Source organism: Limnohabitans sp. INBF002 (assembly GCF_027924905.1).
In the GTDB taxonomy this organism is placed as follows: Bacteria; Pseudomonadota; Gammaproteobacteria; order Burkholderiales; family Burkholderiaceae_C; genus Limnohabitans.
In genome coordinates this window covers 1202966-1227978 of record NZ_AP027055.1, presented here as the reverse complement: position 1 = coordinate 1227978, position 25013 = coordinate 1202966, and the positions used below count along the sequence as shown (strand labels likewise).

General features: G+C 56.2%; 23 protein-coding genes. 12 read left to right on the top strand and 11 right to left on the bottom strand.

Annotated features, from left to right (window positions below):
* Positions 1 to 2: 2 nt before the first annotated feature.
* From edd to QMG15_RS06175, 6 genes are all read left to right on the top strand, one after another.
* Positions 3 to 1826: a phosphogluconate dehydratase gene (gene edd, locus QMG15_RS06200; protein WP_281789985.1), complete on the top strand. Its 1824-nt coding sequence runs from the start codon at positions 3 to 5 to the stop codon at positions 1824 to 1826.
* A gap of 12 nt (positions 1827 to 1838) precedes the next feature.
* A complete protein-coding gene (gene eda, locus QMG15_RS06195; RefSeq protein ID WP_281789984.1) occupies positions 1839 to 2480 on the top strand; it encodes a bifunctional 4-hydroxy-2-oxoglutarate aldolase/2-dehydro-3-deoxy-phosphogluconate aldolase in 642 nt (213 codons plus the stop codon).
* A 75-nt stretch (positions 2481 to 2555) separates the two neighbouring features.
* Entirely contained in the window at positions 2556 to 4163 is a 1608-nt protein-coding gene (pgi, locus tag QMG15_RS06190; RefSeq protein ID WP_281789983.1) for a glucose-6-phosphate isomerase, read from the top strand.
* 3 nt (positions 4164 to 4166) lie between these two features.
* Positions 4167 to 5177 (top strand): glucokinase, encoded by a 1011-nt coding sequence (locus QMG15_RS06185; protein ID WP_281789981.1) that lies wholly within the window; start codon positions 4167 to 4169, stop codon positions 5175 to 5177.
* A gap of 390 nt (positions 5178 to 5567) precedes the next feature.
* The gene (gene ppc, locus QMG15_RS06180) at positions 5568 to 8447 is read left to right on the top strand and encodes a phosphoenolpyruvate carboxylase (RefSeq protein ID WP_281789980.1); all 2880 of its coding nucleotides are present in this window, start codon (positions 5568 to 5570) and stop codon (positions 8445 to 8447) included.
* 216 nt (positions 8448 to 8663) lie between these two features.
* Positions 8664 to 9476, top strand: coding sequence for a hypothetical protein (locus tag QMG15_RS06175; protein WP_281789979.1), 813 nt, complete (start codon positions 8664 to 8666; stop codon positions 9474 to 9476).
* A 78-nt stretch (positions 9477 to 9554) separates the two neighbouring features.
* Here the strand turns inward: QMG15_RS06175 and QMG15_RS06170 are convergent, their stop codons facing one another.
* Genes QMG15_RS06170 through QMG15_RS06155 form a run of 4 tightly spaced genes read right to left on the bottom strand, consistent with a single transcriptional unit; the run spans position 9555 to position 12911 of the window.
* Entirely contained in the window at positions 9555 to 10574 is a 1020-nt protein-coding gene (locus tag QMG15_RS06170; protein ID WP_281789978.1) for a TRAP transporter substrate-binding protein, read from the bottom strand.
* Positions 10575 to 10597: 23 nt separating this feature from the next.
* Positions 10598 to 11890 carry a TRAP transporter large permease subunit gene (locus QMG15_RS06165; RefSeq protein WP_281789977.1) on the bottom strand — a complete coding sequence of 431 codons (1293 nt, stop codon included), beginning with the start codon at positions 11888 to 11890 and terminating at the stop codon, positions 10598 to 10600.
* Positions 11891 to 11895: 5 nt separating this feature from the next.
* On the bottom strand, positions 11896 to 12396 hold the full coding sequence (locus tag QMG15_RS06160; RefSeq protein WP_281789976.1) for a TRAP transporter small permease subunit: 501 nt from the start codon (positions 12394 to 12396) through the stop codon (positions 11896 to 11898).
* Positions 12393 to 12911, bottom strand: coding sequence for a gluconokinase (locus tag QMG15_RS06155; protein ID WP_281789975.1), 519 nt, complete (start codon positions 12909 to 12911; stop codon positions 12393 to 12395). Before QMG15_RS06155 ends, QMG15_RS06160 begins: the two co-directional genes overlap by 4 nt.
* 133 nt (positions 12912 to 13044) lie before the next feature.
* Here QMG15_RS06155 and QMG15_RS06150 point away from each other — a divergent pair, with 133 nt between their 5' ends.
* Positions 13045 to 14070, top strand: a complete 1026-nt coding sequence (locus QMG15_RS06150) for a LacI family DNA-binding transcriptional regulator (RefSeq protein WP_281789974.1) — start codon at positions 13045 to 13047, stop codon at positions 14068 to 14070.
* A gap of 3 nt (positions 14071 to 14073) precedes the next feature.
* Here the strand turns inward: QMG15_RS06150 and ugpC are convergent, their stop codons facing one another.
* The 5 genes from ugpC to QMG15_RS06125 form a co-directional block, all read right to left on the bottom strand.
* Complete coding sequence (ugpC, locus tag QMG15_RS06145) at positions 14074 to 15138, bottom strand: sn-glycerol-3-phosphate ABC transporter ATP-binding protein UgpC (protein WP_281789973.1); 1065 nt, start codon at positions 15136 to 15138, stop codon at positions 14074 to 14076.
* An 11-nt stretch (positions 15139 to 15149) separates the two neighbouring features.
* A complete protein-coding gene (locus QMG15_RS06140) occupies positions 15150 to 16019 on the bottom strand; it encodes a carbohydrate ABC transporter permease (RefSeq protein WP_281789972.1) in 870 nt (289 codons plus the stop codon).
* On the bottom strand, positions 16009 to 16890 hold the full coding sequence (locus tag QMG15_RS06135; RefSeq protein WP_281789971.1) for a sugar ABC transporter permease: 882 nt from the start codon (positions 16888 to 16890) through the stop codon (positions 16009 to 16011). The genes QMG15_RS06140 and QMG15_RS06135 overlap by 11 nt, the downstream gene beginning before the upstream one ends.
* A 71-nt stretch (positions 16891 to 16961) precedes the next feature.
* Positions 16962 to 18188, bottom strand: a complete 1227-nt coding sequence (locus QMG15_RS06130; RefSeq protein WP_348773327.1) for a carbohydrate porin — start codon at positions 18186 to 18188, stop codon at positions 16962 to 16964.
* 44 nt (positions 18189 to 18232) lie between these two features.
* Entirely contained in the window at positions 18233 to 19480 is a 1248-nt protein-coding gene (locus QMG15_RS06125) for an ABC transporter substrate-binding protein (protein WP_281789970.1), read from the bottom strand.
* 127 nt (positions 19481 to 19607) lie between these two features.
* Between QMG15_RS06125 and fabG the strand changes: the two genes are divergently transcribed.
* Genes fabG through QMG15_RS06110 form a run of 3 tightly spaced genes read left to right on the top strand, consistent with a single transcriptional unit; the run spans position 19608 to position 21564 of the window.
* Positions 19608 to 20375, top strand: coding sequence for a 3-oxoacyl-ACP reductase FabG (gene fabG, locus QMG15_RS06120; RefSeq protein ID WP_281789969.1), 768 nt, complete (start codon positions 19608 to 19610; stop codon positions 20373 to 20375).
* Positions 20372 to 20971 carry a chromate transporter gene (locus tag QMG15_RS06115; RefSeq protein WP_281789968.1) on the top strand — a complete coding sequence of 200 codons (600 nt, stop codon included), beginning with the start codon at positions 20372 to 20374 and terminating at the stop codon, positions 20969 to 20971. The genes fabG and QMG15_RS06115 overlap by 4 nt, the downstream gene beginning before the upstream one ends.
* Positions 20968 to 21564 carry a chromate transporter gene (locus QMG15_RS06110; RefSeq protein WP_281789967.1) on the top strand — a complete coding sequence of 199 codons (597 nt, stop codon included), beginning with the start codon at positions 20968 to 20970 and terminating at the stop codon, positions 21562 to 21564. The genes QMG15_RS06115 and QMG15_RS06110 overlap by 4 nt, the downstream gene beginning before the upstream one ends.
* A 114-nt stretch (positions 21565 to 21678) precedes the next feature.
* Here the strand turns inward: QMG15_RS06110 and rlmB are convergent, their stop codons facing one another.
* Together rlmB and QMG15_RS06100 are read right to left on the bottom strand one after the other, a co-directional pair.
* The gene (gene rlmB, locus QMG15_RS06105; RefSeq protein ID WP_281789966.1) at positions 21679 to 22428 is read right to left on the bottom strand and encodes a 23S rRNA (guanosine(2251)-2'-O)-methyltransferase RlmB; all 750 of its coding nucleotides are present in this window, start codon (positions 22426 to 22428) and stop codon (positions 21679 to 21681) included.
* A 9-nt stretch (positions 22429 to 22437) separates the two neighbouring features.
* Positions 22438 to 23136, bottom strand: coding sequence for an ABC transporter ATP-binding protein (locus tag QMG15_RS06100; protein WP_281789965.1), 699 nt, complete (start codon positions 23134 to 23136; stop codon positions 22438 to 22440).
* A gap of 223 nt (positions 23137 to 23359) precedes the next feature.
* On the opposite strand from QMG15_RS06100, the gene QMG15_RS06095 reads away from it, so the two are divergent.
* Positions 23360 to 23920 carry an arylesterase gene (locus QMG15_RS06095; protein WP_281790092.1) on the top strand — a complete coding sequence of 187 codons (561 nt, stop codon included), beginning with the start codon at positions 23360 to 23362 and terminating at the stop codon, positions 23918 to 23920.
* 3 nt (positions 23921 to 23923) lie between these two features.
* The gene (gene mnmH / locus QMG15_RS06090; RefSeq protein WP_281789964.1) at positions 23924 to 25009 is read left to right on the top strand and encodes a tRNA 2-selenouridine(34) synthase MnmH; all 1086 of its coding nucleotides are present in this window, start codon (positions 23924 to 23926) and stop codon (positions 25007 to 25009) included.
* The last annotated feature ends 4 nt before the right edge of the window (positions 25010 to 25013 follow it).

Sequence of the window (25013 nt, the reverse complement as noted above, 5' to 3'; positions counted from 1 at the left end):
TTATGACCGTACCTTTACACGCCACCCTCGCCGCCGTGACCGCTCGCATTGAGCAACGCAGCGCCAAAACACGCCAAGCCTATTTAGACGTGTTGGCCAAAGCCAAAAAGCCCGGTCCTTACCGCGGTGGCATGGGCTGCGCCAATGCCGCACACGCTTATGCAGCCATGCCTGCCAACGACAAACTGGTGTTGCGCCAAGAGCGTCAGCCCAATGTGGGCGTCATCACGGCGTACAACGACATGCTCTCGGCCCATCAGCCGTATGAACACTACCCAGAAAAAATTCGTGCGGCCGCACGTGCTGCAGGTGCCACAGCCCAAGTGGCAGGTGGCGTGCCCGCCATGTGCGATGGCGTGACGCAAGGCGAAGACGGTATGGAGCTGTCGCTGTTCTCGCGTGATGTGATTGCTTTGGCCACGGCCGTGGGTTTGTCGCACAACGTGTTTGATGCCGCGTTGTTCTTGGGCGTGTGCGACAAGATCGTGCCTGGCCTGTTCATCGGTGCGTTGCAGTTTGGCCATTTGCCTGCGGTGTTTGTTCCGGCTGGTCCCATGACGTCGGGTTTGTCGAACGACGACAAAGCCAAAGTGCGTCAGCAATACGCACAAGGCTTGGTCAGCCGCGAGGTGTTGCTGGAAGCCGAACAAGCGGCGTACCACAGCGCAGGCACCTGCACGTTTTACGGCACGGCCAACTCCAACCAAATGCTCATGGAAATCATGGGCTTGCACTTGCCTGGTTCATCGTTCGTGAACCCAGGCACACCTTTGCGTGAAGCCCTGACGGTGGACGCCGTCAAACGTGCCGTGGCTTTGTCGCAAGACAAAGAAACAGGCGTGGGCTACCAAATCAACGCCAAGGTCATCGTCAACGGCATCGTGGGTTTGTTGGCCACTGGCGGTTCGACCAACCACACGCTGCACATCGTGGCCATGGCACGCGCGGCAGGTATTCTGGTGAACTGGGATGACTTTGCGGAGCTCTCGGCCTGCGTACCCTTGCTCGCGCGCGTCTACCCCAACGGCAACGCCGATGTGAACCACTTCCAAGCCGCAGGCGGCATGGGCTACCTCATGGCACAGTTGCTCAGCGCAGGTTTGTTGCACGACGATGTGCACACCATCATGGGTCAAGGCCTGCATCGCTACACCGTTGAGCCTTGGTTGAACAATGGCCAACTCGATTGGCGCGATGTGCCAACCAAATCAGCCGACGAAGCCGTGTTGCGCCCAGTGAGCCAACCCTTCAGCGCCGATGGTGGCTTGCGTTTGTTGCAAGGCAACTTAGGCCGTGCTGTGGTGAAAGTGTCGGCTGTGAAGCCAGAGCACCGCCAAGTGCGTGCGCCTGCCATCGTGCTGACCGACCAAAAACAACTCGGTGTGTTGTTCAAAGAAGGCAAGCTCGAACGTGACTTTGTGGCCGTGGTGCGCAACCAAGGCCCACAAGCCAACGGCATGCCTGAGTTGCATCGCCTCACGCCTGTGTTGGGTGTGTTGCAAGACAAGGGCTTCAAAGTGGCCTTGGTCACCGATGGCCGCATGTCGGGTGCATCGGGCAAAGTGCCCGCGGCGATTCACCTCAGCCCCGAATCTGTGAACGGCGGCTTGATCGGCAAAGTGCAAGACGGCGACATGATTGCGCTCGACTGCGACACCCAAACGTTGCAGCTTGAGGTGAGCGATGCTGAACTTGCCACACGCACCGCCCCCACCCCTGATTTGTCTGGCAACCAACACGGCACAGGCCGTGACATCTTTGCGCTGTTTCGCGCCAATGCTGCACTGGCCGAAGAAGGCGCTTCGCCTTTGTTCACAAACATCTGAAGCTCACTTGATATGACCCAACTCAACCCCGCTTTCACCCGTCCCGCGTTCACTTCACGCGTGGTGCCTGTCATCGTCATCACTCACCCAGACCAAGCCGTGCCCATGGCCCACGCCCTGCTCGAAGGCGGTGTGGACGTGATGGAAATCACCTTGCGCCATGCCGCAGGTTTGCCCGCGATTGAACAAGTCGCCAAACACGTGCCGCAAATGCACGTGGGTGCAGGCACTGTCACACGCGCCGAAGAAATGGCCCGCGTGCAAGCCGCAGGAGCCAGCTTTGCGCTCTCACCTGGCATGACCGATGCGCTCGTGCAAGCGGCGATTCAATGCAAGCTGCCCTTCATGCCCGGCGTGATGACGCCTGGTGAAGTGATGGCCGCCCGTGACTATGGTTTTGGTTTGGTCAAACTGTTTCCCGCAGCACAAGCCGGTGGCTTGGCCATGCTCAAAGCCTTGGGCGGCCCCTTGGGCGATATGCGTTTTTGCCCCACGGGCGGTGTGTCGCTGACCAACATGGGTGAGTTCTTGAAGCAACCCAATGTGGCCATGGTCGGTGGCTCATGGCTCACGCCGGTAGATGTGGTGGAACGCGGCGATTGGGCCGAAATCACCCGCTTGGCCCGCGAAGCCACAGACGCAGCCGCTGTTTAAGTTAATTCAAGCACGCCATCAAAAGTTTCATCTGGTTGCGCCAAGAAACCCACTAAATTTGACGAAAATCCACACATGACTCCATTCGTCCCTCCCCACAAGCGCCAAGCTTGGCAAGCCCTGCAAGCCTTGGCCCAAGGCCCACAACCGCATTTGCGCGAGTTGCTCAAAAGTGCAGAACGCAACACGGCCTTGCACGCCAGTGGCGCTGGCATCAGCATCGACTACGAACGCCAACGCGTCACACGTGAAGTCATGCAACAGCTTTTGGCGTTGGCAAACGAATCGCAAGTCATGCCACAAGCACAAGCCATGTTCAAAGGCGAACCCATCAACGCCACCGAACAACGCGCGGTGTTGCACGTCGCCCTGCGTGGCAGCCATGTGCCCAACCCGCCTTGGGGTCATGAAATTTCCAAGCAAGTCGCGAATGAGTTGCACCGCGTGTGTACCTTTGCCGAGAAAGTACGTGAAGGCCACATGAAAGGCTTTGGCGGCGAGTCCATCACCGATGTGGTGAACCTCGGCATTGGCGGCTCTGACTTGGGGCCTCGCATGACCACCGAAGCGCTCAGCCACTTGACGCGTGACAGTTTCAAAAACAAAGTGCGCGTGCACTATGTATCCAACGTGGATGCTTGGAGCCTGTACACCGCACTGGCTTACCTCAACCCTGCGCGCACCGCGTTTGTGGTGCAAAGCAAAACCTTCACCACGCAAGAAACCATGACCTTGGCTGCGTCTGCCAAGCGCTGGTTGACCGACGGCGGCTGCCCCGCTGACCAACTGGGTAAGCACCTGATTGCGGTGACAGCCAACCCACACATTTCTGCCGCGCAAGGCTTCACCCCTGAACACACCTTTGGTTTTTGGGATTGGGTCGGTGGCCGTTACTCGGTGTGGTCTGCCATTGGTTTGCCTTTGGCCATTTCCATCGGCGCGTTTGCCTTCCAAGACATGCTCTTAGGCGCACGTGCGATGGACGAGCACTTCATGACAGCACCGTCTGACCAAAACCTGCCCTTGCTCATGGCCTTGTTTGGCATTTGGAACCGCAATTTCCTGGGCGCCACCACCCACAACATTGCACCCTATGCCTCGCCCTTGGGCAAGTTCGCGTCGTTTTTGCAGCAAATGGACATGGAGTCCAACGGCAAAGGCACACACGTCGATGGCAGCCCCGTTGAAGTGGCCACTGCGCCCGTGTTGTGGGGCGGCTTAGGCATTGACGGCCAACACGCGTACTTCCAGCTCATCCACCAAGGCAAACACTTGGTGCCGATGGACTTCATTGGTTTGCGCACCGAACGCAGCCCCTTGCCGTTTGCTGCTGAACACCACCGCGTGGTGTTGCTCAACATGCAAGCGCAAGCGCAAGCTTTGGCAATTGGTCGTACGCCCGAAGAAACCATGCGCGAGTTGCGCGACAGCGGCATGGACGAAGCAGAAGTCCAACGCTTGGCCCCACACCGCAGCTACCCCGGCAACGTGCCCAGCACCACCATTTGGGTGGATGCGCTCACGCCACGCAGCATGGGCGCGCTCATGGCCTTGTACGAACACAAAGTGTTCTGCCAAGCCGCCATCTGGGGCATCCACGCTTACGACCAATGGGGCGTGGAGTTGGGCAAAAAAATGGCCAAGGACATCGAAGCCGCCGAAGCAGCTCGTCTGAAAGCCTGATGCATGTTTGAGTCACGCGACCCCGCCGTGGCCCATGCGCAGGCGTATCCACGCTTGCTAGGAGACATCGGTGGCACCAATGCCCGCTTTGGTTGGCAAGCGCTTGAAGACGCACCCATCACCCACGTGCAAGTGCTGCCCTGTGCCGAACACGAATCGTTGTTGGCAGCGGCACAAACGTATCTCAATGCGCAAGGCTTAAGCGCCCCACCCTGCGCTGCTTTCGGCATTGCCAACCCCGTCACAGGCGACCAAGTGGCCATGACCAACCACCACTGGAAGTTTTCAGTGAATGCCTTGCGCGAAGGCTTGAGCGTGTCACGCTTTCTGCTGCTCAACGACTTCACTGCACTCGCTTTGTCGCTCACGCTGTTGCCCGATGCACAAAAGCGCCAAGTCGGCAGCGGCACCGCTGCAGCTGATGCAGCCATTGGTTTGATTGGCCCAGGCACCGGTTTGGGCGTGTCGGGTTTGTTTCCGGTGGGCTATCAAAACAAGTGGATGCCCATCGCCGGCGAAGGCGGCCACGTGAGTTTGACCGCGACCACCGCACACGAGTTTGCAGCCATTCAACAACTGCAAAAACGCTACGGCCATGTGTCTGCCGAGCGCGTGATTTCTGGCGCGGGCTTGGTAGACCTGTATCACGCGCTGTGTGATTTGAAAGACGGTCAAGGCCGAGAAATTACGACGCCCGCCGAAGTGATTGAGCGCGCACAAGAAGTAGCGACCTCCACAGCCAACGAAGCGTTGGATATGTTCTGCGGTTTCTTAGGTTCGGTCGCGGGTGACTTGGCTTTAACGCTGGGTGCACGCGGAGGTATCTACATCGGCGGCGGCATCGTGCCGCGCTTGGGTGAGCGCTTTGATGCGTCACCATTTCGCGAACGTTTTGAGGCCAAAGGTCGGTTCAAGAAGTATTTGCAAGAGGTACCGACGTGGGTGATTCACAGCCCTGTGTCGCCGGCACTGCAGGGTGCGTCGCAGGCTTTGTCGTTGACGCAATGGCAGTAACTTTTTCTTCTGTCGCTGTTGTAGGGTTTTCTCCGGCTACGGCTGGAGAACCGTCTCCGGCTGCGGTGACGCAGCTGACGGAGCGGCAGTTTCCTCATGCTGGAGTACCAGAAATCGTCAACTGCCGCTCCGCCAGCTACGTCACTTCTGGTTATCGAAGAGAAAGTCACTGCATTTGCATTCGACATTTCGTGCTTCACCCATTTCTGTGCACTTGCACACCCTTGCTCTTTCAAGTTCGCGACTTCGCAGCTTGGCTGCAGGGGAATGCGCAGGTGACGATTTCTGGTACTCCAGCATGAGGAACCTGCGCATTCCCCTGTAGCCAAGCGAGCACAGCACACAAAAACAAGACAGCAAAGAATTCACATTTCACAAAACGAGCAACACATGACTGACAAAACTTCAGCCAAAGCCAAACCCACTGCAGCAGCCAGAGCCACACAGCAAGCCAAAGAGAACGAACGTCCCTTGGTTGAAGACATTCGACTGTTAGGCCGCATCTTGGGCGATGTGATTCGCGAACAAGAAGGCAAAGAAGCCTATGAGTTGGTCGAGCAAGTGCGCAAACTCTCGGTGGCGTTTCGCCGCGACTCGGATGCCAACGCTGACAAAGCATTGAAAAAACTCTTGGCCTCGCTCAGCGCCGAAGCCACGGTTAGCGTGATTCGCGCGTTCACCTACTTCAGCCACTTGGCCAACTTGGCTGAGGACCGCCACCACATTCGCCGCCGCGCCATTCACGAACGCGCAGGCGATACGCAAGAAGGCAGCTTGCACATGGCGCTCAGTCGCCTCAAAGCAGCAGGCATTGCACCTAAGAGCATCGTGCAGACATTGGCGCACAGCCATGTGTCGCCTGTGCTCACAGCCCACCCCACCGAAGTGCAACGCAAAAGCATCTTGGATGCCGAGCGTGGCATTGCGCAACTCTTGGGTTTGCGTGACGACATCAAATCTCGCTCAGCCCTGCACGCTTCTGCAAAAGCCCCTGATGCTTTGGCGCTGCGCGAACTCGCCGCCAACGAAATGCAATTGCGCGCACGTGTGTTGCAGCTGTGGCAAACCCGCTTGCTGCGTTTCACCAAGCTCACCGTGTCAGACGAAATTGAAAATGCATTGAGCTATTACGAATCCACGTTCTTGAGCGAAATTCCAAAGCTCTACGCCGACCTCGAAGCCGAGCTGGGCCAAGCCCATGTGCACAGCTTTTTACGCATGGGCCAATGGATTGGTGGTGACCGCGATGGCAACCCCAATGTCAACGCCGACACACTGCGCTTCGCCTTGCGTCGCCAGTGTGATGTGGCCTTGCGCCACTACCTGACCGAGCTGCATTACTTGGGCACTGAGTTGTCGATGTCGGCCATGTTGGTTGATGTCACGCCTGAGATGCATGCCTTGGCTGACCGCTCACCCGACACCAACGCGCACCGCCAAGACGAACCGTATCGCCGCGCCCTCACCGGCATGTATGCACGCTTGGCCGCCACGCTCAAAGACCTGACCGGTGGTGATGCTGCGCGTCATGCGGTAGCGCCACAAAACCCCTATCTGTCAGCGCAAGAGTTGCTGGCTGATTTGTGTGTGATTGCGGACTCACTCCATCACCAACACGGCAGCGCCTTGATGGCCCAGCGCCTCACACCGCTCATGCGTGCGGTGGAGGTGTTTGGCTTTCACCTGGCGACCGTGGACTTGCGTCAAAGCTCTGACCAACACGAGTTGGTGGTGGCCGAGTTGCTGGCTACGGCAGGTGTGGAGAAACACTACGCCAAGCTCAATGAAACACAACGCGTCGAAGCGTTGAACAAACTGCTGCACGATGCACGCCCTCTGCGTGTGATGGGTGCCAACTACTCAGAACTCGCGCTCAAAGAGCTGGCAATTTTTGAAACAGCACGCGAGATGCTGGAGACCTTTGGCAAAGATGCCATTCGCCACTACATCATCAGCCACACCGAGACCGTGAGCGATTTGCTCGAAGTGTTGTTGCTGCAAAAAGAAACCGGTTTGATGCGTGGCACGTTGGGCAGCAAAACATCGACCTGCGATTTGATCGTGGTGCCTTTGTTTGAAACCATCGAAGACTTGCGCTGTGCCGCTGACATCATGGGTGGCTTCTACGCGATTGACGGCGTGGCCAACTTGGTCAAGCGCAGCGGCGGCGAGCAAGACATCATGTTGGGCTACTCGGACAGCAACAAAGACGGCGGCATCTTCACCAGCAACTGGGAGCTGTACCGCGCCGAGATTGCTTTGGTCACGTTGTTTGATGGCTTGTTCAAACAACACGACATCACGCTGCGCATGTTCCACGGCCGTGGCGGCACCGTGGGTCGTGGCGGCGGCCCCAGCTACCAAGCGATTTTGGCGCAGCCCCCAGGCACGGTGCGCGGGCAAATTCGCCTCACCGAACAAGGCGAAGTGATTGGCTCCAAATACGCCAACCCCGAAATTGGCCGTCGCAATTTAGAAACCCTCGTGGCGGCTACTTTGGAAGCCACGATGCTGCAAACCACCAAGCCAGCACCGCAAGCTTTCTTGGATGCGGCGCAGTGGCTCTCACACGCCAGCATGGCCGCTTACCGTGGCCTCGTGTACGAGACACCGGGCTTTACTGAATACTTCTTTGCCTCCACGCCCTTGCGTGAAATTGCCGAGCTCAACATTGGCTCACGCCCTGCGGCGCGTCCCAAGAGCGGCAATGCATCGCCGCGCATCGAAGACTTGCGCGCGATTCCTTGGGGCTTTAGTTGGGGCCAATGCCGTTTGACCTTGCCCGGCTGGTTGGGATTTGGTTCGGCTGTGGACCAGTTCATCCACCAACACCCCACACTCAAACCCAAAGACGCGCTGGCCTTGTTGCAAAAAATGCAGCGCCAATGGCCGTTCTTCCGTTCGCTCTTGTCCAACCTCGACATGGTGTTGTCCAAGAGCGATTTGGGCTTGGCGTCGCGCTACGCCGAGTTGGTGAGCGACACCCGTTTGCGCAAGAAGATTTTTGGTTTGATTGAAGCCGAATGGCACCGCACATCAGATGCTTTGAAGCTCATCACCGGTGACAAGCAACGTTTGGTGAACAACGCCGCGCTGGAACGCTCCATGCGCCATCGCTTCCCCTACATCGACCCGCTGCACCATTTGCAAGTCGAATTGATTCGCCGCTACCGCGAAGGCAAGCGCCCGCAAGACCGTGATGAGAAAGCCCAACGCGGCATTCACATCTCGATCAACGGCATTGCGGCAGGGTTGCGCAACACAGGCTAAGTGACAAGCGGTGATTGGTAGAAGTCGCACATGATATGTGCGACTTATCGGTGGGTTGGTACTTAAATCGGCTAGCAGAAGAAACGCGGCCAGTAGAGGTCTTTCGGGAAATATCCACCATTAGAATTATTTAGGATTACCCTAAAAACTGGATAGAGGCAATACGCGCGCTTCTAACGAAAATTACTCGGACCCAACTTAACTCTCATGAAAACTATGAATAAACGCGAGCTGTTGAAGCAATTCGACGACGGGGACATTACTTTCAAAGAATTCTTTGAACAGTACGAGCTTGTTCTAGCGGCTGAAGTGCTCGATCAGATAAACCACAATCTGGAAGCTGTGAAGCGTGCTGAGGCACAGAAGCGTAAAAGCCTATGGGTGCTCTTAGCGACAGCGATCAGTCTCGCGTTCATACTCAGCCCTCCAATTTACAGTCGCATATTTGGGTACGCAAATGCTGAAGAGTGCGCGATTCATACCAACAGCCAGGTTGCGTCCTTGGCTTGCTACGACCTTTATCCCTCCATCAAAGACAAGGCGGTAGCCGCCCCCGCAAAGATCGCACCGGCTGCAGCACATCCCCAGACAACACCCAATGCTCTGGCAGATTCGGATTTCACAGACGCACCACCAGTTTTGGCTAAACCTGCCCATGGTGCGATGAAGTGGTATGGCCCGCCCCAGGCGAGTGTTGTTCCTTTTGAGATTAAGACTTCCACTGGCTCAAGCTACTTTGTCAAATTCGTTGATGCCACAACCGGCACAAACGTGTTGGGCATATTTGTAGAAGGCGGCAGAGATTTGTCCACTATGGTTCCGCAAGGTCGTTATCACTTGAAATATGCATCTGGCCATAGGTGGTACGGATATGAAGACTACTTTGGCAACGACACAGCATATTCCAAGGCAAGTTCGACATTCAATTTCAGGGTAGACGAGGAAAGAGCATCGGGCTATTCAATTACTCTCTACAAGGTGAAAAACGGCAACATGCGCGCATCGCAGATCAACAAAGCTGAGTTCTGATCAATCGCAATAGATGCGAAACAACTCAAACAAAAGAAAAGCCACCCGAGGGTGGCTTTTCTCATGGGGTGTTAGAAATTACTTCTTGGCACGCAAACGTGTCAGTTCTTTCTGTGTGTCATTCCACAAGTCCATGCCCACGTTGGTGGCAATGCCTGCGTTGACGTGCGTGAGCTTGTCACGCATGCGGTTGACTTCAGCCACCGACAACTCGTTGATTTGCATGCCCTTGGCTTTCAAATCACCCAAAGCTTTGGCAGCTTCGTCACGGGTGTCTTTACGTTCGAAGTCGCGGCTCACGCGTGCGGCATCGAGCAAGATTTTTTGTTCGGTCTTGCTCAAGCCATCCCACCACTTTTTGCTCACCGTGACGATCCAGGGGCTGTACACGTGGTTGGTCACGCTCAAGTACTTTTGCACTTCGTAGAACTTGCTCGACAAAATGGTGTTGTACGGGTTCTCTTGGCCATCAACCGTTTTGGTTTCCAAGGCGCTGAACAACTCTGAGAAAGGCATGGGCACGGCGTTGGCGCCCAAGAGCTTGAAGCTGTCGAGGTACACATTGTTTTGCATCACACGCAGCTTGACGTCGTTCAAGTCTTCCAGCTTAGTCACGGGGCGCTTGCTGTTGGTCAGGTTACGAAAACCATTTTCCCAATAAGCCAAACCGACCAAGCCTTTGTCTTGCAACTTGTCCATCACTTTTTGGCCAATGGGGCCGTCCAACACGGCATCGGCTTCTTTGACGTTGTTGAACAAGAACGGGGTGTCCCACAAAGCCATCTCTTTGGTGATGCCCACCAAGGTGGCGGTAGAGCCCACCATCATCTCTTGTGCGCCGCCAATCAAAGCTTGTTGCATTTGTGTGTCTGGGCCCAATGCGGCAGCACCAATGGCGCGCACTTTCATTTTGCCGCCAGAGGCTTTTTCCACTTGCTCAGCAAACACTTTGGCTGCACGGCCTTGGTTGCTTTGCTCGTTCAAGCCGTAGCCAAAGCGAATCAAGCGTGGCTTGATGTCTTGCGCAAAGGCAGAAAACGAGGCGCTGGCCACGGCCACGGTGGCTGCAGCAATCAGGGTTCGACGAAGAAAAGTCATGGGAAGTCTCCTTGGGTTAAAACTTATCGCATCCACGCCACAGGGGCGGTCACGATTTCTGGGAACAAAACAAACGCAGTCAAGATGATGAGGTAAGTCACCAAAAACGGGTTCACCCCTTTGATGACTTGGTGCATGGACAAACGTCCCACACCGGCCACCACATTGAGCACAGTGCCGACCGGCGGTGTGATCAAACCAATCGCGCCATTGAGCACAAACATCAACCCGAAATACACGGGGTCAATGCCAGCCTTCACCGCGATGGGCAACATCACGGGCGCAAAAATCAAAATCGTAGGCGTGAGGTCAAGAGCGGTACCAATCAGCACCAACGTCACCATCATCACTGCCATCAATACGCGAGGGCTTTCCACCAAGGGGCCTAGCCATCCGGTGAGCACCGTTGGCAAATCAGCCAAAGTGATCATGTAGCTGGCCACTTGTGCGCCTGCGCACAAGAACATCACCACAGCCGTGGTCTTGGCAGCACGCACCAACACCTCGTGGATTTCAATCAGCTTCATTTCCCGGTGAATCACCAAAGCCACCACCAAGGCGTAAAACGCCGCGACCACGGCTGCTTCGGTAGGCGTGAAGATACCCGTCTTCATGCCACCAATGATGATGAGCGGCATGAGCATGGCCCAGAAGGCTTTGCGTGTGGCGTGCAAACGCTCGATCAAGGGGAGCTTTTTACCCTGAGGCAAATCCATGTCGCGCAGTTGAAGCTTCCACGCCACGATCAAACCAATGCCCATGATCAGTCCGGGCACGATGCCAGACAAAAACAAAGAAGAGATGGAGGTGTTGGTGGTCACGCCATAAATCACAAACGGCATGGATGGCGGAATGATGGGGGCAATGATGCCGCCCGAAGCAATCAAGCCTGCCGAGGTGTGCATGGGGTAGCCCTGACGCTTCATCATGGGCAACAAAATGGTGGCCAACGCGGCAGTGTCGGCCAAGGCAGAACCGCTCATGCTGGCCATGAGCACCGCAGCGCCAATCGCCACAAAACCCAAACCACCACGGATGTGACCCACCCAAGCTTGTGCCATGTCGATGATGCGGCGGCTGATGCCACCTGAGTTCATCAACTCACCCGCCAAAATGAAAAACGGCACGGCCAACAATGGAAAGCTGTCCACGCCCGCGACCAAGTTTTGGGCCAGCAACTGGGTGTCCCAAAAATCAAGGGTCCACGCCATGCCTGCACCTGTGAGAACCAAGGCAAATGCCATGTTCAGGCCAATGCCCATGAGCAACAACATGCCCGCCGAGAAAACTATGAATGCTTGTGCTTCTGGTGTCATGCTGTTTACTCCACGTCCACGCCGTGGTCAAAATCCATAGCTTTGTTCTGAATCAATTCTTTGAGTGCCATCAAGCCAATCGCCAATGAGGACAACAACACAGGCAACGGTAGCAACCAATTGGGGTAACCCAACACCACCGAGTTGCTAGACAAACCCACTTCCACCTGCTGCCAAGCGCCACGGCCCAACATCAGGCAGCTCAGAATCACCAAGGCACGAATCAATATCGTCAAGGCTTGGAGCGTTTTGGGGTGATGGCGTAAACCGGCGACGAAGCTGGTGAAGGCCATGTGCTCACCAGCTGGATAAGCTGCGGTGGCACCAATGAACACCATCCACACAAACAACAAACGCGAGAGCTCTTCACTCGCCGCAATGCCGCTGCCAAAACCGTAGCGCAACACCACGTTGAAAAACACGGCCACCGCCATGACACCCAAACACGCGGCCATCATCACGTGCGCGATGGACTGACTGCGTGAGGTGGTTTGATTGGTACTCATACACACTCCTTGGCTTGCAACCAAGCACACACCTGTGCCTGGATCGTTTCAATACTTTGCGTGGCGTCTGCGGTGAACACACCGGCTTCGTCCACTGGTTTTTCTAGGGCCGCAAATTGGCTGTCCACCAACGCGGGCTGAAAGTAGTGGCCGGGTCGTTGCGTCACACGCGCGATGGATTGCTCACGCGTGAGGTCCAGGTGTACAAAACGCAAGGCTGGCACGCTTTGGCGCAAACGGTCACGGTAGGCTTTCTTCAGGGCCGAACACGTGAGCACCGCATGCGGGCCACGTTGCACCAGCGCGTTGGCCAACACATCCAGCCAACCTGCACGGTCATCGTCGGTCAATGGAATGCCAGCGCGCATTTTGTTGACGTTTTCAGGCGGATGAAACTCGTCCCCTTCAATCAACTGCCAGCCCAAAGCTTGCGACAAGGCTGCCGCAAAGCTGGACTTGCCGCAACCGGCCACACCCATGATGACCACAGGACTCATCAACTCAGATTCATTCATAGATTGGATAGCGCTATCCCATTTTGATAAAAAGTAGAGCAAACTCCGTGATAACCATCACATCGTTCACTCTTGGATAGCGCTATCATAAACAAACCATACAGTTCCCAACCTAGCAAAAACCCTGAGCCACATGAAGCCCACCAAAACCCGTTCTCGCGCCACAGGCCGCGTCACGCTGGCGGATGTGGCCGCTTTGGCCAAGGTCAGCCCCATCACCGTGTCGCGTGCGTTACGCGGTGAACGTGCGGTGGCCTCTGATTTGACCGACCGCGTCAAAGCCGCCGCTTTGAAACTGGGCTACACCCCCGATCCCGCCGCACGCGCCCTCGCCTCGCGCCACAGCGACCACGTGGCGGTGTTGATTCCGATGCTGTCCAACAACTTGTTTGTGGACGTGTTGGAGTCCATCCAAAAAACACTGCGCCATGCGGGCTACCAAACCTTGATTGGCATCACCCACTACGACACGCGCGAAGAAGAACAACTCATACGCGAACAATTGCAGCACCGCCCTGCAGGTATCTTGGTCACAGGCCTAGACCGCAGCGATGCGGCACGTGAGCTGATTGAAAAAAGTGGCATTCCGTGTGTGCACATGATGGAGCTCGCCCAATCGCCTGATGTCAACAGTGTGGGGTTCTCACAAACACAAGCGGCCATGACGTTGACCGAGCATTTGCTGCAACGTGGACGCCAACGCATTGCCTTTGCAGCGGCCCAACTCGACCCACGCACCATGCAGCGCTTGGACGGTTGGCGCAAAACGCTCAAGGCGGCCAAGCTGTATGACAAGGCCTTGAGCTACACCAACAAATCGCCGTCATCCATGGCTTTGGGTGGTGAGATGCTGCAACACATCATGGCCCAAGACCCCAGCATTGACGCCATCTTCTTCTGTAACGATGACTTGGCCCAAGGCGCGTTGTTGGCAGCTCAACGCTTGAAAATCAAAGTCCCTCAGCAGCTCGCGATTGCAGGTTTCAACGACCTCACAGGCAGCGATCTCGTTGGCCCAGGCCTGACCACCATCCGCACGCCACGGGCCGCAATTGGTGAAGCCGCAGCCAAGATGCTGCTGAACCTGATGCGTGAAGAGGATGTGCCTACGCCCAGCGTGGACGTAGGCTACGAACTGATGGTGCGCGGCAGCACCTGAACTTTACAAACGCAAGCCCGAGGCTTGGTCAAACCAAGTCACATATTCGACTTGAATCTCTAAGCCCACAGCGTCACCAGGGCGCACCTGCGTTTGCGGCGCAGCGCGCACCGTGACTTTGCCAGCCGCCGTGTCCACCACCACATAGGTGTCGGCACCTGTGGGCTCGACCAAATTCACCACACCACGCCAAGGCGCGGCATCATTCAAACGGATGTGTTCTGGCCGCAAACCCAGCAAGCTAGGTTTGCTGGCGTTGTCAGGCACGGCCAAAGCCAGTTGTGCACCTGCCACTGTGAACTGCCCTTCGCCCGATGCCCTGCCCTCGACCAAGTTCATCGTGGGTGAACCAATGAAGGTCGCCACATAGGTGTTGGCAGGACGGTTGTAAATCTCATCAGGGGTTCCGAGCTGTTGCAACACACCGCCCTTCATCACCGCGATGCGGCTGCCCAAGGTCATGGCTTCAACTTGGTCATGCGTCACATAGACGCTGGTGATGCCGCTGAGCTGGTGCAAGCGTTTGATTTCGGCACGCATCTCCACGCGCAACTTGGCATCGAGGTTAGACAGCGGCTCATCAAACAAAAACAGCTGTGGGTTGCGCGCCAAAGCACGGCCCATGGCCACGCGTTGACGTTGGCCGCCTGAGAGTTGCGAAGGACGACGGTCTAGCAAATGCTCAATTTGCAACATGGCCGCCACTTCGGCAATGCGCGCTTGACGCTCGGCCTTGGGCACTTTGCGGATTTCGAGGGCGAAGCCAATGTTCTCGGCCACGCTCATCGTGGGGTATAGCGCGTAGCTTTGAAACACCATCGCAATGTCGCGCTGCGCGGGCGGCACGCCCACCACGTTTTTGTTGCCAATGGCAATGCTGCCTTCGGTGGGCTCTTCCAAACCCGCAATGATGTTGAGCAAGGTGGACTTGCCGCAGCCCGAGGGGCCGACCAAGATCAAGAACTCACCGGGGGCCACGTCGATGTCGATGCGTTTGAGCACCTCCACCGTGTTGTCACCCTTGCCAAAACACTTGCGAATGCCGCGAATTTCTAATGCTGAAGACATCGTCGTTCCTTTTAACCTTTGACAGCGCCGGCGGTGAGGCCGCGCACAAAATATCGTCCTGCCAGTACATACACCAGCATGGTGGGCAAGCCCGCAATCAACGCAGCCGCCATGTCCACGTTGTAGGCTTTGACGCTGCTGGTGGTGTTGGCCAAATTGTTCAAACCCACGGTGATGGGCTTGGAGTCGGCGCCGCTGAAGGCCACGCCAAACAAAAAGTCATTCCAGATTTGGGTGAATTGCCAAATCAAAGTGACCATCACAATCGGCGTGGACATGGGCACGATGATGCGGAAAAAGATCATCCAAAAACCCGCGCCATCCATGCGCGCGGCGTTCATCAAATCTTTAGGAATGCCCGCGTAGTAGTTGCGAAAAAACAAGGTGGTGCTGGGCAAGCCCGCCAACAAGTGCACTAAGATCAAACCGCCGATGGAGCTGGACATGCCTAACCAACCGAGCACTTGGCTCATGGGCAACAGCACGACTTGAAACGGCATGAACACGCCAAACAGCAGCAAAGCAAACAAGGTTTCGCTGCCGCGAAATTTCCACAAACTCAGCACGTAGCCATTGAGCGAGCCCCAGGTGGTGGAGATCAACACCGCAGGCACTGCCATCCACACCGAGTTCCAAAAGAAGGGCTCTAGGCCTGAACACTGCGCACCGGTACAGGCCGAGTCCCATGCCAAACGCCAGGCCTCAAAGTTCAAGGCGCCGGGCAAGCTGACCAAGCTGTTTTGACGAATTTCTTCAGCGTCTTTGAGCGAGGTCACCAGCATCACGTAGAGCGGTGCCAAGAAGAACACAGCGCCCACCAACAAGGTGACATAGAGCAACGCACGCCACAGCGTTTGCGCAGAAAAGAACTTAGTGCTCATGGTTTTTGCTCCGCAATTCGCTGTAGAGATAAGGCACGACCAAGGCAGCCACGGTGGCCAACATCATGGTGGCGCTGGCGGCGCCCAAGCCTATTTGCCCACGCGTGAAACTCATGGCGTACATGAAGGTGGCGGGCACATCGGTGGCGTAACCCGGACCGCCCGATGTGAGCGCCATGATGAGGTCAAAACTCTTGATGGCCAGATGCGACAGCACCATCAAGGTCGAGAAAAACACAGGGCGCAACGCAGGCAACACGATGCGCCAATAAATACGGGGCAGCGACGCGCCATCAATCTGCGCCGCTTTGATGATGCTGTCGTCAATGCCGCGCAAGCCTGCCAAAAACAAGGCCATGGCAAAACCCGCCGACTGCCACACACCGGCAATCACCACGCAGTAAATGGCCATGTCGCTCTCGACCAACCAACTGAAACTGAAGCTGCTCCAGCCCCAGTCATGCATGAGTTTTTCTAGGCCCATGCTGGGGTTGAGCAACCACTTCCACGCCGTACCCGTGACCACAAATGACAAAGCCATGGGGTACAAATACACGGTGCGAATGAAGCCTTCAGCGCGCACTTTTTGGTCTAACAAAACAGCCAAAAAGACGCCCAAAGCCATGGCACCAGCGACATAGCCGATGCCGAAAATAGCCAGGTTTTTCAGGGCGACCCACCAGCGGTCCATCTCCCACAACTTGGCGTACTGCGCCAAACCTGCGAACTCGTAGTTGGGCAACATGCGCGAGACGGTGACCGACAACACGCCGTTCCAAATCATGAACCCGTAGATGAATGCAAAACCCAGCACCAAGCCGGGAGCAACCACCATTTTGGGAATCAACGCTTCTAAGCGATGCTTTTGCATCTGAGTGCCTTTTTAAAAAAACAAAAAAGGGAAAGGGTCCCCCCTTTCCCAATCCCTCGTTCAAGCCTTGCTTACCACCACACTTCGTACTGAACGCCAGCGAGTGTTTGTGAGGTGCGGCCGTTGGCACCGAAGCCTGTGGTCGCGTTGTTGTTCGCGTCAGCTGCTGCTTGGTTCCAGTTGGCTTTCGTCACGTAAAAACGTAACTCAGGACGTGACCAGAAGTCTGGAGACAAAGCCAATGTGGGAGCGATCGTCAGCTTGTTCAAGCGCTGTGAGGCTTGGTTGTCGCTGAACTTGCGTGATGTGGTGCCTGCTTCCACCAACCATTTGAAGTTCTTTGAAACAGCGTAAGACACGCGACCACCCAGAGAGGTATCTTTGATGGTGTAAGTGACAGCTGGGTCATCTGACTTGGTCGTTTGGTAACCCACGATCGCTTGGCCTCCGAACGCACCAGATTGCCAGTTGATCGAGTCAGCAATGCGGTTTGTTTTCTTGCCATAAATCGCAACTGGGTTTGCACCACTTGTATCGTAGAAAGCGCCAAATCGACCATTGATATTGGCGTAGCCACTAGAGGTTTGCAAGAACAAGCTATTGGTCAAGCCCTTCACAACAAAGTCAGATTGGTTGTGGCTCACAGTGAAACCAGAACCACCGCTGCTCTTCAAGCCTGAGGTGCTAACTGAGGTCAGCAATACGCGGGCTTTACCGCCGGGGTTGGTGTTGATTTCAGACAAATCCAAGTTCAGCTTGTTTGCTGAAGTACCCGCAATCATTTTTGAATCAAAGGTATCGCCTGTTTGCAAGGCTGCGCCCAATTTCATTCCACCGACGGACAAATCAGTAAAACCAGAACCTTGGTTCACGCCGTAGTCCATCAAGAAGTGGTCCACGATGTGCACATCCTGAATACGAAGACGGCGTTGACCTGCCCAAATTTTGGCTTCAGGTGCAAAGCTCAAACCGCTCATCTCCACAAAGGCTTGTTCTGTGCCGACGTTGCCACTGTTCCACTTGGTGGGCATGTAGTCGAGTTTGTATTTCACGCCTTCGACGTCAAAGGTTTTGGCGATGTTGACTTCAACACCGTAGTCACCCTCGTTACCCAAACGGTACTTTTGCAGGTCACCGCCGAGCGTCAAGCCACCTTTGACCTGTTGGTCTTTGTTGTAGCTGTACACACCACCGCCACGGCTGTAGCCAGTGACTTCCACACCGCCCACATCAGCGGCCAAAGCGGCTGTGCTCAAGCAGCACAAAGCAGCAGCCACGCAAGTTAATTTCATCTTCATTGTTTGTATCTCCAAGGTTTATGTTTCAACAGTCGAGCTGCTGCTTATTTGGTGGCTGCGGCGGCAACGAGACGCTTTTGACCTTCGTCAATGCTGATCTTGTCGTCGTTCCAGAACTGGCTCACCAAATCTTTGATCGCGCCTTCGGTCGCTGGCGAAATCGCCATGCCGTGGGCCACGGAGGGGACCAAGCCGCCGGTCTTGGCGGTGTCCACGAAATCTTTGCTAGAGAGCTTGGCACAGTCGTCAAACTTGGCCATCGACATGTTCAAGCGCACAGGGATAGAGCCCTTGTTGAGGTTGAACACTTCTTGGAAATCGGTGCTCATGATCGCGGCTGCCAAATCGCCTTGGGCTTTTTGTGCGCTTGCATCTTTGAGCTTGAACATCGCAAATGAATCGACGTTGAAGGTGTATGACTTGGCTGTACCGGGGGCCGCCGCACACCAGAAGTCTTTGCCTGGCTTTTTACCTGCGGCCACAAACTCGCCCTTGGCCCAGTCACCCATGAACTGAAAACCGGCTTTGCCTTGCATGACCATGGCCGTAGCCAAGTTCCAATCGCGGCCAGGCGATGCGGCATCGGTGTAACCCTTGATCTTGCGGAATGTCTCGAGCGACTTTTTCATGGTCGGGCTGTTCAAGGCTTTGGGATCAAGCTTGACCAAGGCATCTTGGTAAAACTTGGCACCACCGACGCCCAACACCACCGACTCAAAGGTGGTGAAGTCTTGCCAGTTTTGGCCGCCGTGGGCCACAGCAATGAGGCCTGCTTTTTTGATTTTGTCGGCTGCAACAAAGAACTCGTCGTAGCTGGTCGGCATGGCAGACACGCCGGCTTTCTTCAAAACCTCAGGATTGGCCCACACCCAGTTCACGCGGTGCACGTTGACGGGCGCTGCCACGTAGTTGCCTTTGTATTTCATGACATTGGCGACCACTTGTGGCAACAAGCTGTCCCACTTCTCGGCTTGCGCCACGCTATCCAAGTTGGCCAACACGCCCTCTTGCGCCCACTCTTGAATGGCGGGGCCTTTGATTTGTGCGGCTGAAGGTGGGTTGCCTGCCACCACACGGCTCTTCAACACGGTCATCGCGTTGTCACCGCCGCCACCTGCCACTGCGAAATCTTTCCAAGCATGGCCTTTGGCTGCCATGATCTTTTTCAGCTCAGCGGCTGATTTAGCTTCGCCACCTGATGTCCAGTAATGCAGGACTTCGACTTCGCCAGCCACCGCTGCAGACACTGACAAAGCTGCAGCGCAGGCCAAAAACAGTTGATTCAATTTCATATTTGTCTCGCTTGAAAATGTGTTGAAACTTGAATTAATCACTCAAGTTGATTTATTCTTACTTAATCAATCAAGTTGATTTACTAGGTATATCCCTAAGTTTCAACACGATGTTTAAACTCGAGGCATGAATACAAACCACAACTCGCAAACGCAGCGACTGTTAGGCAAGGTCAGCCTCATCACAGGCGCTGCACAAGGCATTGGCTTAGCCACCGCCCTCAAATTTGCACAAGAAGGCGCCATCGTCATCGTGTGCGATGTCAAACAAGCAGCGGTAGATGAGGCCGTGAAGCAATGCCAAGCCTTGGGTGCGCAGGCCCTTGGCTTTGTGGTGGATGTGACGCAGCGCGACATGGTGGATGCCACGGTCAAAGCGGTTCTCGACAAGTTCGGCCGCATCGATGTGTTGGTCAACAACGCGGGCATCACGCAGGATGCGCGTTTGCAAAAAATGACACTGGAACAGTTTGACCGTGTGATCGACGTCAACCTGCGCGGTGTGTTCCATTGCGCACAAGCGGTAACCGACGCCATGGTGGCTCAAGGCAACGGCGTGATTTTGAATGCGTCATCGGTGGTGGGCATCTACGGCAACTTCGGCCAAACCAACTACGCCGCAACGAAATTTGGCGTGATTGGTTTTACTAAAACATGGAGCCGTGAACTCGGCCCCAAAGGCATTCGCGTGAACGCCGTGGCACCCGGCTTTATTCAAACCCCCATCTTGTCCACCATCCCTGAGAAAGTCATCCACGAGATGACGGAGCGTGTACCGCTCAAGCGCTTGGGCCAACCCGAAGACATTGCCAACGTCTATGCATTTTTAGCAAGCGACGAAGCCTCGTACATCAACGGCACGGTCATTGAGGTAGCTGGTGGCCTGACGATATGAGCGACACCCACACGCGGCACCACAGTGCAGCCCCCAACGCGCCGCACAGCAAAACTGATCTATTCATCTCTTTCACGCTATTGGCCTTGCAAGGTTTTGGCGGTGTACTGGCCGTTGTGCAACGTGAGTTGGTCGATAAAAAGCAATGGCTCACGCTTGATGAATTTGTCGAAGACTGGGCCGTTGCGCAAATCTTGCCTGGCCCAAACGTGGTGAACCTCGCACTCATGATTGGTGGGCGTCACTTTGGCATCAGCGGTGCACTGGCTGCACTCAGTGGCTTGCTGCTAGCCCCCACCGCGTTGGTGCTTTTGCTGGCTGCTGCAGTTGCCGGCGTTGCAGACACCCCCATGGCACAAGGCATGCTGCGGGGCATGGGTGCCGTATCGGCAGGCCTGATTGCGGCAGTGGGCATCAAGCTCATGGGTGCTTTGAAAAACAACCCCATGGGGATGCTGACCTGCATTGGCATAGGCACCCTCACCTTCATCGCCATCGGCTTGCTGCGCTTGCCATTAGCTTGGGTACTGCTCAGCCTAGGGCCATTGGCCAGCGTGTGGGCGGCGCATTGCATCAAACAACGAGGTGTGGCATGAGCATCACCTTGACCCTTGCCGATTGGGGCTCGCTCTTTTTGCACTTCATTTCGCTGTCGCTTTTGGCAGTCGGGGGAGCTATCACCACCGCACCCGACATTCACCGCTACTTGGTGGATGAAACGCATTGGCTGACCGACACGCAATTCACCTCGTCCATCGCCTTGGCCCAAGGCGCACCCGGCCCCAACGTGATGTTTGTCGCCTTGATGGGTTGGAACGTGGGCCTTAACGCAGGTGGTGGCTTATCAGCAGGCTGGCCAGCAGTGGTCTTGGCCTTGTGGGGTGTGCTCATCACCATGGTCGGCATCATGATTCCATCCTGCACCCTCACCTTTGTCGCCACGCAATGGGCACATCGAAACCGCGACATGCTGGCCGTCAAAGCCTTCAAAAGCGGCATGGCCCCCCTCGTGATTGCACTGCTCATCGCCACGGGTTGGCTGCTCACAGGCAACCACGAAAACCCCGCACGTGATTGGCCCTTGTGGGTCTTAGCAGGTGCCACCACACTCATCGTGTGGAAAACCAAAACGCACCTGTTGCTACTGCTAGGTTTCGGCGCCTTACTAGGCGCCCTAGATTGGATCTAAAAAAAAACGCAGGCCGCAGTCTTCGGCTGCTCGGTATGGATCGAGACCGATTTCTGGTACCCCAGCATGAGGGCTAGGCCCATACCGAGCAGCCGAAGCGAGCTCAGCTAAAAATCAAACAGCAGTCCGCTGACGACGTGCTTCGTACAAGCAAACCCCGCTGGCCACCGACACGTTCAAGCTCTCAACGCCGCCACACATCGGAATGCTGATGAGCTCGTCACACGTCTTGCGTGTGAGCTGACGCATGCCGTCACCCTCGGCCCCCAACACCAAAGCCGTTGGACCTTTGAGATCCACTTGGTACAAAGTTTTGGGCGCATCGTCACTGGTGCCGATGATCCAAATGTTGCGTTCTTTGAGTTCGTTCAAGGTGCGCGCCAAATTCGTCACCATGAAATACGGCACCGTCTCCGCCGCACCACTGGCCACTTTGGCCACGGTGGCGTTGATGCCCACGGCGTGGTCTTTGGGGGCAATCACCGCATGGGCACCTGCACCATCGGCCACGCGCAAACAAGCGCCTAGGTTGTGTGGATCGGTCACGCCATCGAGCACCAAAATCAAAGGTGATTCAACCTTCTCAATGCCTTCGAGCAACTCGTCTAATGAGTGCACCATCTTGATTTCGCTCACACGTGCAGCCACGCCTTGGTGGCCGTGACCGCCTGAGAGTTTGGCCAAACGGGGGCCATCGGCTTCGATCAAACGGATACCCGCTTCAGTGGCACGATCGACAAATTGACGCATGCGCGCATCGCGGCGCGTGGGGTCAAAGTAGATTTCGATGACGGATTGCGGCGCTGTTTTGACGCGCACGCCAACGGCGTGAAAGCCGAAGAGAACTTTAGGGGCTGAAGACATATGGGTTGATTATCCCTTGACCTGTCCCGCTTCTATCGTGATGGCTTGGTCGCACTTGGCAGCCAGCTTCAAATCATGCGTCACCAACACCAAGGTGGTGCCCAGCTCTTTGTTCAATTCAAACATCAAATCCATGATGCGCTCACCGCTGGCATGGTCCAAGCTGCCTGTGGGTTCGTCGGCCAGTAGCAGCGTGGGTTTGACCACAAAGGCGCGGGCCAAGGCCACGCGTTGCTGTTCACCACCCGACAGCACTTTGGGGTAATGGCCCAAACGCTCGCCCAAGCCCACACGCACCAGCATGTCTTTGGCGGCTGCACGGGGGTTAGGCAAGCCTGCCAACTCCAGCGGCAGCATGACGTTTTCAAGCGCCGTCATATTGCCCAAGAGCTGAAAGCTTTGAAACACAAAGCCCACTTGACGGGCACGCAGTGCCGCACGTGCGTCTTCGTCCATCGCAAACATGTCCACACCGCCCAGCCACACCGTGCCCTGCGTGGGAGTGTCCAAACCGGCCATGATGGACAGCAAGGTGCTTTTGCCCGAGCCCGAAGCGCCCACAATGGCCAGCGATTGCTGGGGCGCTAGGTGGAAGTCGATATCGCGGAGAATGTGCAGTGTGCCGCTGGCGTCTTGCACCGATTTCGACAAGTGCGAAACGACCATCAAAGGCGATGTGGAAGATTTTTCAAATGAAGGCTGGGTCATGAAGCGCAATGGGTGGTTAAGACGTGACTTTAACTTGGGCGCACTGGGCGCTGCACTGCTGGGGGCATTGGGCACAAGCGTCGCCTCGGCCCAGCAAAGCGTCATCACGTCCACCGGCCAAGGCATGGAGGGCGAAATCACCTCCACCGGCCCGCACCGCCGCCGTGGCCAACCACCGCAAAACAACGTGCCACCGCCCGGCTCTGCCCCTGCGCCGGGCACCATGCCTGCAGCCACCATTTTGGTGTTGGGCGATTCGCTCAGTGCCGAATACGGTATTCCACGCGGCAAAGGCTGGGTGGCGTTGTTGGCTGACAAACTGCAAGCCGAGCGCCCCGATGTGCGCGTGGTCAACGCCAGCATCAGCGGCGACACGACCGCAGGTGGCCGCTCTCGCCTGCCCGCCATGCTGGACCAAGTACGCCCTGTGCAAGTGGTGATTGAACTCGGTGGCAACGACGCCCTGCGCGGCCTTGACCTCAACAGCACACAAAACAACCTCGAAGCCATGATTCAAGCCTGCCGCGCTGTCAACGCACGCGTGGTGTTGGTGGGCATGCAAATCCCCCCCAACTACGGGCCCGATTACAGCGCCAAGTTCACGGTGATGTTTGCCAACATCGCTAAGAAATACCGCACAGGCCTAGTGCCGTTTTTCCTCAAAGGCATTGCCGATGCGCCCGACGCCACCGCGCAATTCCAACCCGACCGCATCCATCCCAAAGCCGAAGCGCACCCGCGCATGTTGGCCAATGTGTGGCCCGAAATTAAAAAGAATTTATAAACCGTGAGCGTTACCTTCATCTCGGCGCAAGACGCCATCGCCCGCATGGCCATTCCCCTCGGGGCACCCGGCGGGTTCAGCACCATCATCGACGCACGCAGCGAGGACGAGTACGCACTCGACCATTTACCCGGTGCCGTCAACTGGCCCTCGCTCAACAACGAAGAGCGCATCTTCGTTGGCACCATGTACAAACAGGTCAATGCGTTTGAGGCGCAAAAGCACGGCGCGGCGATGGTGGCTGCCAATATTGCACGCCACATCCAACGCGAAGTGTTGGCGTTGCCTAAACACTGGCAACCCCTGATTTACTGCTGGCGTGGCGGCAAACGCAGCGGCTCGCTGTCGTTGGTGCTGGGGCAAATTGGCTTCAAGATCAACTTGATTGAAGGCGGTTACAAAGCGTTTCGCGCGGCCATCGTGGAAGACATTCCTAAGCGCGTGGCGCCGCTGCAGTTCAAAGTCATCTCTGGCCCCACAGGCTCAGGCAAAACGCGCTTGCTCTACGCACTCGCCGCCGAAGGTGCGCAGGTGCTCGATCTAGAAGACCTCGCCAGTCACCGCAGTTCGGTGCTGGGCCACATCCCAGGCCAGCCTCAACCCAGCCAAAAACGGTTTGACACTTTGGTGTGGCAGGCCCTGCGCAGCTTTGACCCTGCGCGTCCAGTGTTTGTGGAGTCTGAAAGCCGCAAGGTGGGCAACCTGTCCATCCCCGAATCCTTGATGCTGGCCATGCGCGACAGCCCTTGCTTTGAGCTGCAACTCAGCCTCGATGAACGCGTGGCCTTGCTGATGGAAGACTACAACTTCTTCGTCGATGACAAAGACTTGTTTTGCCGTCGCTTAGATGCGCTGGTGGCCATTCGCGGCAAAGCCGTGGTCGATGCGTGGAAAGAACAAATTCACACAGGCCACATCGACAACGTGGTGCGCGAGCTGTTGGTCTTGCACTACGACCCCACCTACGCCTCGTCGATGGTGCGCAACTTCACACAGACGAATCAAGCCACAGCTTGTGTCGCAGACAACCGCCATGCAGAGAGCCTGCGCAAAGTGGCACAAGCCTTGTGCCAATCGCAAGGGGTTTAGGGTA